The organism is Actinomyces ruminis, from assembly GCF_002154335.2.
In the GTDB taxonomy this organism is placed as follows: Bacteria; Actinomycetota; Actinomycetes; order Actinomycetales; family Actinomycetaceae; genus Actinomyces; species Actinomyces ruminis.
Genome location: NZ_MTPX02000023.1, coordinates 1 through 11,943 on the forward strand (window position 1 = coordinate 1; position 11,943 = coordinate 11,943).

At 73.0% G+C, this 11,943-nt stretch carries 12 protein-coding genes and 2 pseudogenes; 9 read left to right on the top strand and 5 right to left on the bottom strand.

Annotated elements, in window-relative coordinates; translation table 11 throughout:
* Positions 1–40: 40 nt before the first annotated feature.
* Positions 41–358 carry a hypothetical protein gene (locus BW737_RS03535; protein WP_086615993.1) on the bottom strand — a complete coding sequence of 106 codons (318 nt, stop codon included), beginning with the start codon at positions 356–358 and terminating at the stop codon, positions 41–43.
* Positions 355–876 (bottom strand): protoporphyrinogen oxidase, encoded by a 522-nt coding sequence (locus BW737_RS19355; RefSeq protein ID WP_338063848.1) that lies wholly within the window; start codon positions 874–876, stop codon positions 355–357. Before BW737_RS19355 ends, BW737_RS03535 begins: the two co-directional genes overlap by 4 nt.
* 53 nt (positions 877–929) lie before the next feature.
* On the opposite strand from BW737_RS19355, the gene BW737_RS19360 reads away from it, so the two are divergent.
* A complete protein-coding gene (locus tag BW737_RS19360; RefSeq protein ID WP_338063849.1) occupies positions 930–1,364 on the top strand; it encodes a hypothetical protein in 435 nt (144 codons plus the stop codon).
* A gap of 157 nt (positions 1,365–1,521) precedes the next feature.
* On the opposite strand, the gene BW737_RS19365 is transcribed toward BW737_RS19360, so the two are convergent.
* Together BW737_RS19365 and BW737_RS16650 are read right to left on the bottom strand one after the other, a co-directional pair.
* Positions 1,522–1,932, bottom strand: coding sequence for an NAD(P)-binding protein (locus BW737_RS19365; RefSeq protein ID WP_338063850.1), 411 nt, complete (start codon positions 1,930–1,932; stop codon positions 1,522–1,524).
* A pseudogene (locus BW737_RS16650) lies at positions 1,904–3,378 on the bottom strand (uroporphyrinogen decarboxylase). The gene BW737_RS19365 and the pseudogene BW737_RS16650 overlap by 29 nt, the downstream one beginning before the upstream one ends.
* A gap of 153 nt (positions 3,379–3,531) precedes the next feature.
* On the opposite strand from BW737_RS16650, the gene BW737_RS03555 reads away from it, so the two are divergent.
* The 8 genes from BW737_RS03555 to BW737_RS03590 all read left to right on the top strand — a co-directional run bounded on the left by BW737_RS03555 (position 3,532) and on the right by BW737_RS03590 (position 11,538).
* Complete coding sequence (locus BW737_RS03555; protein ID WP_086615991.1) at positions 3,532–4,827, top strand: glutamyl-tRNA reductase; 1,296 nt, start codon at positions 3,532–3,534, stop codon at positions 4,825–4,827.
* On the top strand, positions 4,824–7,061 hold the full coding sequence (gene hemQ, locus BW737_RS03560; protein ID WP_086615990.1) for a hydrogen peroxide-dependent heme synthase: 2,238 nt from the start codon (positions 4,824–4,826) through the stop codon (positions 7,059–7,061). Before BW737_RS03555 ends, hemQ begins: the two co-directional genes overlap by 4 nt.
* The gene (locus BW737_RS03565) at positions 7,058–8,296 is read left to right on the top strand and encodes a TIGR04053 family radical SAM/SPASM domain-containing protein (protein ID WP_257210429.1); all 1,239 of its coding nucleotides are present in this window, start codon (positions 7,058–7,060) and stop codon (positions 8,294–8,296) included. The genes hemQ and BW737_RS03565 overlap by 4 nt, the downstream gene beginning before the upstream one ends.
* A 209-nt stretch (positions 8,297–8,505) precedes the next feature.
* Positions 8,506–8,856 carry an ATP-binding cassette domain-containing protein gene (locus BW737_RS03570; RefSeq protein ID WP_180272042.1) on the top strand — a complete coding sequence of 117 codons (351 nt, stop codon included), beginning with the start codon at positions 8,506–8,508 and terminating at the stop codon, positions 8,854–8,856.
* A 35-nt stretch (positions 8,857–8,891) separates the two neighbouring features.
* Positions 8,892–9,185: an ATP-binding cassette domain-containing protein gene (locus BW737_RS03575; RefSeq protein WP_257210430.1), complete on the top strand. Its 294-nt coding sequence runs from the start codon at positions 8,892–8,894 to the stop codon at positions 9,183–9,185.
* On the top strand, positions 9,182–10,939 hold the full coding sequence (locus BW737_RS03580; RefSeq protein WP_086615987.1) for a hypothetical protein: 1,758 nt from the start codon (positions 9,182–9,184) through the stop codon (positions 10,937–10,939). Before BW737_RS03575 ends, BW737_RS03580 begins: the two co-directional genes overlap by 4 nt.
* Positions 10,918–11,295 (top strand): hypothetical protein, encoded by a 378-nt coding sequence (locus tag BW737_RS03585; RefSeq protein WP_086615986.1) that lies wholly within the window; start codon positions 10,918–10,920, stop codon positions 11,293–11,295. The genes BW737_RS03580 and BW737_RS03585 overlap by 22 nt, the downstream gene beginning before the upstream one ends.
* A gap of 54 nt (positions 11,296–11,349) precedes the next feature.
* Complete coding sequence (locus BW737_RS03590; protein ID WP_180272043.1) at positions 11,350–11,538, top strand: hypothetical protein; 189 nt, start codon at positions 11,350–11,352, stop codon at positions 11,536–11,538.
* A 120-nt stretch (positions 11,539–11,658) separates the two neighbouring features.
* Here BW737_RS03590 and BW737_RS03595 read toward each other — a convergent pair.
* Positions 11,659–11,943: pseudogene (locus BW737_RS03595) on the bottom strand (NifU family protein); the annotation flags it as partial.

Sequence of the window (11,943 nt, forward strand, 5' to 3'; positions counted from 1 at the left end):
CCGCAGGCGGCCGCGAACACCCCCACCCCGCCGAGCCGGGTCAGCGGGGTGGCGTCGACGTCGCCGCGGGTGCGGATCCGGACCAGCTCCACCTCCAGGGCGCCAGCACGCGCTCGCCGCAGGCGGCCGCGAACACCCCCACCCCGCCGAGCCGGGTCAGCGGGGTGGCGTCGACGTCGCCGCGGGTGCGGATCCGGACCAGCTCCACCTCCAGGTCGGCCCCGATCCGCCGGGAGGCGGCGGCCAGCGCCCGTGCCACCTGGGTGGACTGGGCCACCGCCAGCGCCGAGCCGCGGGTGCCCAGGCGCACTGTCCGCGCCGACGCCGGGCCCGCCCCAATGGTCGTTGCGGTGCTCATGCGCGCCCCTCCTCTTCGACGCCGGTGGTACTGCCCGCCAACTCGGCCGCCTGCTCGCGGGCGTGGGCGATAACGGCGGCGATGCCCGTCCCTGCCACCCACGCCCCGGTGACCGCCAGGCCCGCCAGCGGCTCGACCTGCGCCAGCAGGCGCCGGGTGCGCTCGCGGTAGGCGGGCGTGACCGGCGGCAGTGTCCCATCCCAGCGCACCAACAGCGAGTCGATGACGTCCTCGCTGCGGATACGCACACCGGTGAAGACCTTGACGTCGGCGAGCGCGTCGGCCAGCTCCACCTGCGGCCGTGGCTCGCCCGGCCGCCCGTAGGACAGCCGTAGCGCGTGCACCGTTCCCTCCGGCGCGCCCGCATCGTCGGCGTGCAGCTGGTGCAGTTGCTCCCCGATCCACGGCCACTTCACCGACAGGTGCGACAGCGCCTTCGCCCGCACCGGCGCCGCCCGGGCGCGCTTGGGGCCACCAGCAGCCCGGAACCCACCGGCGCGCGGCCAGCTCCGGGGCACGCGCCACCAGGGTGAAACGGGCGATCGGGGAGCCGACCGGTACTTCCAACCGCGTGTCCACTCCCGGCGCACCCGCCAGCAGCCGCAGTGCCGCGCCCGCCGAGCAGGCCAGCACCACCCGCGGCGTGCGCACCACCCGCTCCGGCCCGGCCGCCACCGGCTCGGCCGACGGCGTCTCCCCGTGCGTGGTCGGTGCAATCCCCACCTCCCAGTCGCCCGTGGCGTCGGCAGCCGGCCGCAGCCACTGCGCGCCGGTGCGGGTGACCACCTGCCCGCCAGCCGCCTCGATCGCCTCCCGCAGGGCGTCGGTCAGGCGGAACAGTCCGCCCTCGACGGTCACGTCCGCGGCGCCACCACCCCGCCGCCGGGCCCGACGCCGCTCCAGCAGCTCCCCGACCGCCGCCTGCAAGGAGCCCAGACGGACGGTCGCCTCCCGCAGCCCCGGGGCGACCGTGTCGGTGGCCAGATCGGCCGGGTCGGCGGTATGAATGCCGGCGACGATTGGGCGCACCAGTCGCTCCAACACGGCCTCGCCCATGCGGGTGCGTACGAAGGCGGCGAGGTCCGCCGGGTCCTGCGGGGACGTGCCCACCGTCCCGTCGAGCTCGGCGTCCCGGGCGGCGCGGGCGGCCCCCTCGGCTCCGATCACGGCCACGACGTCGTCGGCGAGCGGGTCGGCAGGAATGCCAGGTAGGCGTCGCGCAGGAAGCGGTGCAGTCGCCAGCCGCGGGCCGGGTCCGCCGGGTCGGCCGCGTCGGCGTCGTCCAGTGGCGGCAGGAACAGACGTGCCCCACCGCCCGCGGGCCCGACCACCTCCAGCCCGAGCGCGTCGACCATCTGCGTAATCGCGTCACCGCGGACGACGAAGCCCTCCGCCCCCAGGTCCATGCGCACCCCGCCGATGCTGCCGCCGGCCACGAGCCCGCCGGTGTAGCCGCGGGCCTCGACCAGCAGCGGCCGCAGCCCGGCGCGCGTCAGTTCCCAGGCGGCCGCCAGCCCACCGATGCCGCCGCCGACCACCAGCGCGTCACGGCGCTCCGTCAGCTGCTCGCTCATGACTCACCATCCATCCCACCAGTGCGGTGCGTTCCCAATCCTGCGAGCCGTGCACGCACGCCACGACCCGAGTGAGCACATCCGGGTCGGTCGACGGCGGCACCCCGTGTCCGAGGTTGAACACATGGGCGGGCGCGGTCCGGCCCGCCTCCAGGCAGGCGTCCACGCCCCGCGCCAGCACCTCCCAGGGCGCACCCAACAGCGCCGGGTCCAGGTTGCCCTGCACCGGGCGGTCCCCGACCTGCGTGCCGGCCCGGGCCAGATCGGTGCACTGGTCCACGCCGACGGCGTCGGCCCCGGTGCGGTGCAGCTCGGGCAGCAGGTGACCGGCGCGGGTGGCGAAGTGGATCGCGGGCGCCGTCCGCCCGGTGGTGGGGGAGACCGCCTCGCGGGCCACGTCCAGGGCGAGCGCCGAGTAGGGGGCGACCTTTTCGCGGTAGTCGGCGGCGGGCAGCACGCCGGCCCAGGAGTCGAACAACTGCACGGCGGCCGCGCCCGCGCGCACCTGCGTGGCCATGAATGCGCCGGTCAGGTGGGCCGCCCAGGTCATCACTGCGTCCCAGGCGGCCGGGTCGGCGTGCATAAGCGTGCGGGCGGCCAGGTGGTCGCGCGACGGGCGGCCCTCGGCTAGATAGGCCACCAGGGTGAACGGTGCCCCGCCGAAGCCGAGCAGGGGCGTCCAACCGGCCCCGCCGTGCGATTCGGCCAGGCCCGCCCGGGCCCTGGGGGAGAGGAGCGCGTTCGGCGCGGAGTTGGCCGGTCGCTCCGGGGTGCCCAGCTCGGTGACGACTCCGCGGACCGCCGCAGCAACGGCCGCCACACCGGCGGCACCGTCGAGCACGGCGCCATCGGCGCCCCTTCCGGCCTGCTCCGCCTCCCCGTACTGGCGCGCCACCAGCCGGCGCACCTGGGCGCATCGCGCACGGGGCCGTCCAGCACCGGCCCGATACCCGGCTCGATGCGCACCTCCACGCCTGCCAGCCGCAGCGGCACCATGATGTCGGAGAAGAGGACGGCGGCGTCCACCCCGTGGCGCCGCACCGGCTGGAGGGTCGCCAGCGCCGCCAGCTCGGGCTGCAGGCACACGTCCAGCATGGGCGCCCCCGCCCGCGCGCGCAGCGCCCGATACTCCGGCAGCGAGCGTCCTGCCTGGCGCATGAACCACACGGGCGTGCGCTCCGGCCGGCGTCCGGCCAGGGCCTCCAGCAGGGCCGGGCCGGGCTCATCGCTGCCGATCGGCTGCCCGGGCAGGGTCCGCTCGGGGGAGCGGCTCGGTTGCTCGGCGGTGGTGCCCTGGGCGGAGGTGCCCGGCCCGCCGGGACCGCACGCCCCACCGGAATTCCGCACGGAAATTGTCACGAAATGATCCTCGTCCTCGCGGAAATGACATGACGTAGTGTTGCTAAGCAATCCCTTACAAAACGGCTCGGCCGCTCGGTCGGACATTCCGCAATCAATATCTTCGGCTGGAACGGCGCGGTTTTCCCGGTGTCAGTCGGGTCGCCGGAAAGGGTTTTCTGACGACCCGTCGGAATAGCGGGCGGCTGCGCCGGTGATAATTGTGCCCCGACCGGCATCCAATGCTTAACTTCCTCCGCTGTGACGATCCACCTCCTCTCCGCCGACCACCGCACCCAGGGCCTCGACGCGGTCGCCCGCCTGGGTGCGACCGCCGCGCACCTCGGCCCCGACCTGATGGGCGCCGTCCCCGACCTGCGCGGCGTCATCGTCCTGGGCACCTGCAACCGGCTCGCCCTCCTGCTCGACGCGCCCGCAGCCGTCGCCGCGGAGGATCTGCGCCGGCGGGTGACGGACTGTCTGGCCCGGCGTGCGGACCTGAGCGGCGACGCCGTCGACCTGACCGCCTGGCGTGGCATGGATGCCGTCTCCCAGCTGTTCGCCACCGCGGCCGGACTGGAGTCCATGGTGGTGGGTGAGCGTGAGATCGCCGGGCAGTTGCGCCGCGCCATGCGGGTCGCCGCCGAGGAGGACACCCTGTCGACGGACCTCACCCGCGCCGTCGAGCATGCCTCCACGACCTCCCGCCGCGTCGCGCACGAGACCGGCCTGGCCGGCACCGGTCGCTCCGTCGTCGCCGTCGGCATCGAACTGGCCGCCCGCCACCTGCCGCTGCCGCATATGCGCGTGTTGATCGTGGGCACCGGCGCCTATGCGGGCGCCACCGTCACCGCGCTACGCCGCCGCGGCATCAGCGACATCGCGGTCTATTCCCGCTCCGACCGGGCGCAGGCCTTCGCCGTGGGCCGGGGCCTGCGGGCCGTCGACGACGCCGAGCTTCCCGCCGCCCTGGAGGCGGCGGATCTGGTCATCACCTGCCGGGGCCTGGGCGCGCCCGTCCTCACCCGGCAGCTGGTGGCTCCCGCCGTCACCGGGCGCCGACGCCCCTTGGTGGTGCTCGACTTGGCGCTCACCCGTGACGTGGAGGTGGCGGTCGGCTCCCTGCCCGGCGTGAAGCTGATCGACCTGCCCAGCGTGCAGCGGGCCGTGCCCGCGGCCGAGGCCCGCCAGGTGCAGGCCGCCCGCGCCATCGTGGATGAGGAGACCGCCCTGTTCGAGCGCATGCTGTCCGGACGGCGCATGGACCCGGTCGTGTGCTCCCTGCGCAGTCACGTCGCCGGGCTGGTCGAGGAGGAGATCGCCCGTCTGCACGTGGCCGGTGGGCGGGTGGACGCCGGTGACGCCGCCCGCGCCCTGCACCACCTGGCCGCCCGCATGCTGCACCATCCCACCGTTGCCGCCCGCGCCGCCGCCGAGGCCGGCCGCGGCCAGGACTACCTCGATGCCCTAGACCTGCTGCTGGGCGCGGAAATCGTCGCCGACCTGCGCGATGCCGCGACCGCCCTGCCCACCGCGACCCCCGGAGAAGCCCGATGAGCCCCGCCGCCGATCCGCTGGCCCCCTACGACGCCGTGCTGCTGCTGTCCTACGGCGGCCCCGAGGGGCCCGACGACGTACTGCCCTTCATGCGCAATGCCACCGCGGGCCGGGGCGTGCCCGACTCCCGACTGCGCGAGGTCTCCGGCCACTACTCCCGCTGGGGCGGCGTCTCCCCGATCAACGCCCGCAACGCCGAACTGCTGGCGGCCCTGCGCACCGAGCTGGCCGCGCGCGGGAGCCGGGTGCCCGTGGTGATCGGCAACCGCAACTGGCACCCCTTCGTCTCCGAGGCCCTGCGCGAGCTCGCCGACGCCGGCGCCCGCCGCGTCCTGGCCATCACCACCGCCGCCTACGCCTCCTACTCCGGTTGCCGCCAGTACCGGGAGGACGTCGCCGGCGCGCTGGCGCTGCTGGCTGCCGGTGAGGACGGTTGCACTGGGCGGGGCCGGGAGGCGGACGCCGCCGCCCGCGTCGGCGGGGCCGGGGGCGCGCCGGTGGAGCTGGTGGTGGACAAGACCCGCCCCTTCTACAACACCCCGGGCATGCTGGCCGCCAACACCGACGCCATCGTCGCCGCCTTCAACCAGCTGGTGTCCGACGGCGTGAGCACTGACGGCATCCGACTGGTGCTGGTCACCCACTCGATCCCCACCTCCATGGAGCGCCTGTCCGCGCCCACGGCCGAGGAACGTGCTGACTCGGTTGGATTTGGGTCGCCGACCGTAACCGGAAGGGTGGGGGAGGCCCCCGAAGGCGTGGCGGGGCTGGCGGGAGCGGCGCGAGGAACGAGCGGCGCGGATGGTAGCCGAGGGGGGCTCCCCCACCCTTTCCTCCCGGAACCCGGCGTCGCCGCGGACCTGTCCACCGAGATCTCCTACGTCGCCCAGCACGAGCGCCTGGCCGAGGTGCTGCTGGACGCCGTCGCCGCCCGCGTGGGCCGGCGCCCACAGGCGGACCTGGTCTACTGCTCCCGCTCCGGCCCACCCCAGGCCCGCTGGCTGGAACCGGACATCAACGACCACCTTCAGGCCCTGGCCGCCGGACACCTGACCGATGGACGGGCCGTGGACGTGCCGGCGGGCGTCGTCGTCGCCCCCTTCGGCTTCGTCGCCGACCACATGGAGGTCGTCTTCGACCTGGACACCGAGGCCCGCGAGACCGCGCAGCGCCTTGGCCTGCCCTATGTGCGCGCCGCCACGGCCGGCACCCACCCCGCCTTCGTCGCCTCCCTGGCGGACGTGCTCGCCGAGCGGGCCGCCGTCGCCCGGGGCGAGGACGTGCGTCCGGAGTCCACCACCGGCACCGGCCCCTTCCACACCGTCTGCCCGCCCACCTGCTGCCGGCCCGCCACCCGGCGCCCGCTCACGCGCCGGGTGGGCTACCCAGACCGCCACCGCCAATCATCCCGACCGAAGGAGAACCCCATGAGTGACCACGAGAACTCCCACCCCGACGTCGACTCCGGCCAGGGCGCCCCCCGCCTGCACCGCTTCGACGACGAGGAGCGCCGCCCCCACCGCGACCCGCGCGACGCCGCCGAGGTCGACTTCGACGCCGTAAACAACGCCAACCACTACGCCCTGTTCGCCGTCTACCGGCTCACCGCGCCGCTGCCGCCGCTGGAGGACACGCGCCGCCGCCTGGTGGGGGAGTCCACCCACTTCGTGGACGTCTCCGAGGTGACCACGCGCGGCTGGTACGACGTGTCCGGCTTCCGCTCCGACGCCGACCTGATGGTCTGGTGGCTCGACGACGACCCGGAGAAGCTGCAGGACGCCAACCACCGCCTGCGCGCCAGTGCCCTGGGCCGCTACCTGGAGCCGGTGTGGTCCTGCATGGGCCTGCACACGCCCGCCGAGTTCAACCGCAAGCACATCCCCGCCTGCTTCGGCGGCGTGGCGCCGCGCGACTGGTGCATGGTCTACCCCTTTGTGCGCAGCTACGACTGGTATCTGCTGGCACCCGAGGAGCGCTCGCGGATCATGGCCGCCCACGGCCGCAATGGTTTTTCCAAGTACCCCGACGTCAAGGGCTCGACGCTCGCCGCCTTCGGCATGAGCGACTACGAGTGGGTGCTCGGCTTCGAGGCCGACTCACTGGACCGCCTGGAGGGCGTCATCCACCACCAGCGCCACACGGAGGCCCGCCTGCATGTGCGTGTGGACACCCCCTTCTACACCGGCTGCCGGGTAAGCCCCCACGAGTGGGCCGAACGGCAGCCCCGCGCATGAGTACCGCCACGCGCCCTCGCACCGCCCGGCCGGTGCGCATGCAGCGCCACGACCCGGCGCAGCGTCCCATGCTGGTTACCTGGGAGTCCACGCGCGCCTGCCAGTTGGCCTGCCGCCACTGCCGGGCCGTCTCCCGGCCCCTGCGCGACCCCCGCGAGCTGACCACCGCCGAGGCCAAGGCGCTGATGGATGAGGCCGCCTCCTTCGGCAAGCCGGCGGTCATTTTCATCATCACCGGCGGGGACTGCTTCGAGCGTCCCGACCTGGCCGAGTTGATCGCCTACGGCACGAGCCTGGGGCTGCACATGGCGGTGTCCCCCTCCGGCACGGACAAGCTGAACAAGGACTCCCTGGCCCGCATCCAGGACGCAGGCGCCGGGGTCATCTCCCTGTCGCTCGACGGCGCCACCGCCGCCACCCACGACGCCTTCCGCGGCGTGGAGCGCACCTTTGAGAGGACCGTCGCCGGCTGGCAGGCGGCCCGCGAACTGGGCATGAAGGTGCAGATCAACTCCGTCGTCGCCCGCCACAACGTCCATGAGCTGCCGGATATTGCCGCGCTCGTGCGCGAGTACGGGGCGATGACCTGGTCCGGGTTCCTGCTGGTGCCCACGGGTCGCGGAGTGGACCTGGGCAGCCTGGACGCCGCCGAGATCGAGGACGTGCTCAACATCTTCTACGACATGGGTGAGGCGGTGCCCGCCAAGACCACCGAGGGGCACCACTTCCGCCGTGTCTCCCTGCAGCGCTACGCCCTGGCGCAGCGGGGCATCGAGGGCGAGGACATGATCGCCGCCATGCACCTGGGGCCGCTGTACCGCAGCCTGCGCCAGCGGATCGTGGAGCTGGGGCTGGACCACGGCGAGCGGCGGCGTCGGCCCCCGATCACCGTCTCCAGCGGCAACGGCTTCATGTTCATCTCCCACATCGGCGACGTCACGCCCTCCGGCTTCCTGGAGAAGAGCGCCGGCAATGTGCGTGAGGCCTCGTTGACGGAGATCTACCGCAACAGCGAGGTCTTCACCGGGGTGCGGGACACCTCTCTGCTCAAGGGCAAGTGTGGGGAGTGCGAATACAACCGCGTGTGCGGCGGCTCGCGGGCGCGGGCCTTCAACACCACCGGGGACCTGCACGCCGAGGAGCCCCTGTGCGCCTACCAGCCCGGCTCCTTCCCCTACCCCGAGGACGTGAAGGCACTATTGAGCGCGCCCGCGCGTCCGGGGCGACCTGCCTGAACGCGGCCCGGGGCCGGTGAGCGTGCGGCAGGTGCGGTAATCGGGGCGCCTTGCACACGCATTCCCCGTCCATTGCGAGCTTTTGCACCCTGGTGTACGACGAATACCCACACACCAGGGTGCAAATGTTCGTAGCAGAGGGAGGGGGACACTATCGTGCGAAGGGGGTGGCCCAAGGACGGGAAGCCGGCCCGACGACGGGAGTATGCATGCGCCTGGAACTCGTATTTGATCGCGTGGACTTCGCCTACGGCGGCACACGCGAGCGCGTCATCTACCGGGGCGTCACCTGTCGGCTCACGGCCGGGCAGTTGCATGCGGTGATGGGACCCTCGGGTTCGGGCAAGACCACCCTCTTCCGCCTGATCACCGGCGACCTTGAGCCGGATACCGGCACGATCGAGCTCACTAGCACCGGCGGTGCCCGGCGCGTGTCCCAGGTCTACCAGGACTACCGGCTGGTTCCGTTTCTGACCGCGGTTGAGAACGTGAAGCTGGCCAGGAGTTCGCCTCCGCGGGCGGCGGCGTCGGCACCGTCTCCGACGCCGCCGCGCTGCTGAACAAGCTCGGGCTCGCCGGGCAGGCCGACGCCCCGGTGAGCAGCCTCTCGGGCGGTGAACAGCAGCGAGTGGCCATCGCCCGCGCACTGGCCACCGCCCCGCAGGTCCTGCTCGCCGACGAGCCGACCGGTGCGGTCGACGAGCAGGCCACCCGGGAGATCGCCCGGCGCTTCGCCGAACTGGCCCACGACGACGGCCTGTTGGTGCTGGTGGCCACGCACGACCCGGTGGTAGCCGAGTACGCCGACGTGGTGCTGGGCATCCACGACCACGATCTCGTGGCCGAGCCGTCCACAGCGGGCGCCATGGCGGGCGGGGCCCAGCGGTGAGCCGCCTGCAGTTGCGGGTGATCACCCGCTCGGTGCGTGCGCGTCCGGGACTGTTCACCGTGGCGCTGCTGCTTTCCGGCGTCCTGGCGCTGTTCGGTGCTCTGCTGCTGAGCGGCAGGGCCACCTTTCTGGCCGCAGTGGAGGACGGGACGCGCGCCGAATTCGGCGGCTACCGCTACCAGGTCAGCGGCGATAGCGACGAGCTGTCCGAGCGCATGCGTGCGCTGGTGGACGACGGCCAGGCGGTGGCCGTGCTGCGCGCCAGCGCGGCCCTGAGCGGGATGCAGGCCGCCTCCGATGCGCAGGTGTCCCTGCTGAGCGGCCCCTCCCGCACCGGCATGCTTGCGCAGGGCGCGTATCCGCGCGCCGACGGCGAGGCCTCCATCTCCGCAGAGGTCGCCCGGCGCACGGGTCTGAGCGTGGGCGACCGCCTGGAATTGACCTCGGAGGATCTTCCCGAAGGCGCAGCCGAGTACACGGTTACGGGCATTACCCGCAATCCCGCCGCTCCGGACGAGCCCACGGCTACGGTGGTGACCGGTGCGATCCTGGGTAACGACGCCGGCGCGGCGATCTCCTCCTGGCTCAGTGACGCCGACCCGTGCGAGCAGGTCGGTATGGGCCAGCAGTGCGACAGCGGTGCGGTATTGGTAGCGCAGGCCGACTCGGCGGCCCGCGCAACCGTGCAGGAAGTCAACTCCCGGCAACTGGCCGGGTTCCCGGTGCTGCTGGCGCTACTGCTGCTGAGCGCCGGCGCCGCCTGCGGCGCCGCCCTGGCCGCGGACCGGCCCCACGCCGGTCGCGTCGCCGAGGCGCTGCGGGCCGCGGGAGCGACGCCACGGCGTGCAACGGTGCTGGCCGGCGCGGGTATGCCGCTGACGCTACTTGTGGGCAGCGTCCTCGGGATCATCACCGCCCAGGTGACCCTCGGCCTCGGGCACGGGGTCATCGGTTCCGCGCTGGGACAGTACTGGGACGGATACCGTCCGGCACTGTGGCAGAGCGGAGGCCTGATTGTGGTCTGGCTGCTGCTCGCCGTCGTGCTGGGGGCACTGCCGGACCGGCTGCGCCGCTGGTCGGCCGACACCAGGGGTGCGGCCTGGCACCTGCGCCCCGCTTACGGGGTGGCGCTGGGCGCAGTAGGTGTGATTGCGGCGGTGGTGCTCGTGTACCTGCGCGTCGCCGAGCCCCACCGCGTGCTGACCGGCCACATCCTGGGCGTGATCGTGGGGGCGCTGGCAGCCCCGGTGCTGCTGCTCAGCCTGCCGTGGCTGCGGCGCATGCCTACCGCTGGCACGGCCGTGCGCCACTGCCTCACGGTGGCGCTGCCCGTGCTCATGGCTACGATGATGTTCACCGGCTTCGCGGCCTTCTACAGTGCGAGCCTCCACTTTGGTCTCACGAACGGGACCGATGAGCAGGAGGACCAGACGCTGACGGTGGAAGGACTGACCTCGCAGGACGTCGCCGTGCTTACGGACACCTACCGCAGGCCATGGAGCCGGCCCTCATATTCACCGACTTGCGCGAGGACCAGCATTTGCCACGCGTGGCCCCGGCGGGAGAGTCGGACTGTACCGACGCCATGTGCTTCACCAACCTGGGGACTATTGCGCTTGCACCCGAGGACGGGCCCGCCTCTGCGCTGGCCGGCACTGCGGCAGCCGAGTTGCTGGGCGGCGGTGCCGAGGACAGGGCAACGCGCGTCTTCTTCACTCCGGCCACGGACCAGGTGGAGGAGACCGCCGAGGTGACGGGGCTGTCGCCGTCGAAGCTGCTGGATGCCGATAACCTGCCTGAGGTGGTGCTCGCTGCCGACGATCCACAGGTGGAGGCACTGGGGCTCGAGCCCTCGAACGTGCGCACGATATACCTGCCGGAATTCGGTTCCCTGCCCGAGGACCAGCGCGACGCCTTCCGCAGCGACGTCATCACCCGGGCGGGATACGCCTTCGTCATCGAATCGGACTCCCCGGAGCGGCGCCAGCTCATGCGGCAGGCTCTCGCCCTGCCGATTGCGGCGAGCCTAGTGGCGGTGATCGGCCAGGGGCTGGCGGCCATAACCTTCCTGGGGCGGCTGCGGTCCGTGCGCCTGCAGGCGCGGGACTAAGGCGTCGGTAGGCGCGGACAGTGCGCCCTGGCGGCGCCACTGAGCCTGAGCGTGGTGGCGTGCACGGCCGTGGCGGCCCTGCTCGGCCGCTTCGGGGCGCAACCGGCGCTGATAATGAACAATCCCCTGGTGACCGGTGACTTCGGCTGGTGGTGGGCCATGCCCATCGCGGCGTCCGTGCTGGTAGCCGTCGGCCTGCTGGTGGCCGCGGCCCGCACGCCCCGCAGGCAGGGCGGCGAGTAAGCGGGTGCCTCGCACACGCTTTCCCCGTCCATTGCGAGCTTTTGCACCCTGGTGTACGGCGAATTCCCGCACACCAGGGTGCAAAAGTTCGTAGTAGAGGGCAAGAGCGGGGTTTACCCGCTAGCTCGCGGACCTCGGCGCCTCGCACACTTCCACTAGCCACGGGCAGCGGCGCCGCAGCAGGTGCTCAAAGCGCGCGTGCATGGTGATCACGGCGGCCGGGCAGTCCCGGCAGGCGCCCGCCAGCGCCACCTCGACGACGCCGTCGGTCACCTTCTGCACGGTGAAGGAGCCGCCGTGGCCGCGGCGATCGCCCCGACCGTCCCGGCGACGATCTCCCGGGCCGCCGCCTCCAGGGCCTCGTCTGGGCCCACGCCGACGGCGCCCGCCGTCCGCTCCCACGAG

Bases quoted from the DNA above. Each gene is read 5' to 3' on its own strand.
- BW737_RS03570 (WP_180272042.1), top strand. From the start codon at position 8,506: ATGCGCCTGGAACTCGTATTTGATCGCGTGGACTTCGCCTACGGCGGC.
- BW737_RS03565 (WP_257210429.1), top strand. From the start codon at position 7,058: ATGAGTACCGCCACGCGCCCTCGCACCGCCCGGCCGGTGCGCATGCAG.
- BW737_RS03535 (WP_086615993.1), bottom strand. From the start codon at position 358: ATGAGCACCGCAACGACCATTGGGGCGGGCCCGGCGTCGGCGCGGACA.
- BW737_RS19365 (WP_338063850.1), bottom strand. From the start codon at position 1,932: ATGAGCGAGCAGCTGACGGAGCGCCGTGACGCGCTGGTGGTCGGCGGC.
- hemQ (WP_086615990.1), top strand. From the start codon at position 4,824: ATGAGCCCCGCCGCCGATCCGCTGGCCCCCTACGACGCCGTGCTGCTG.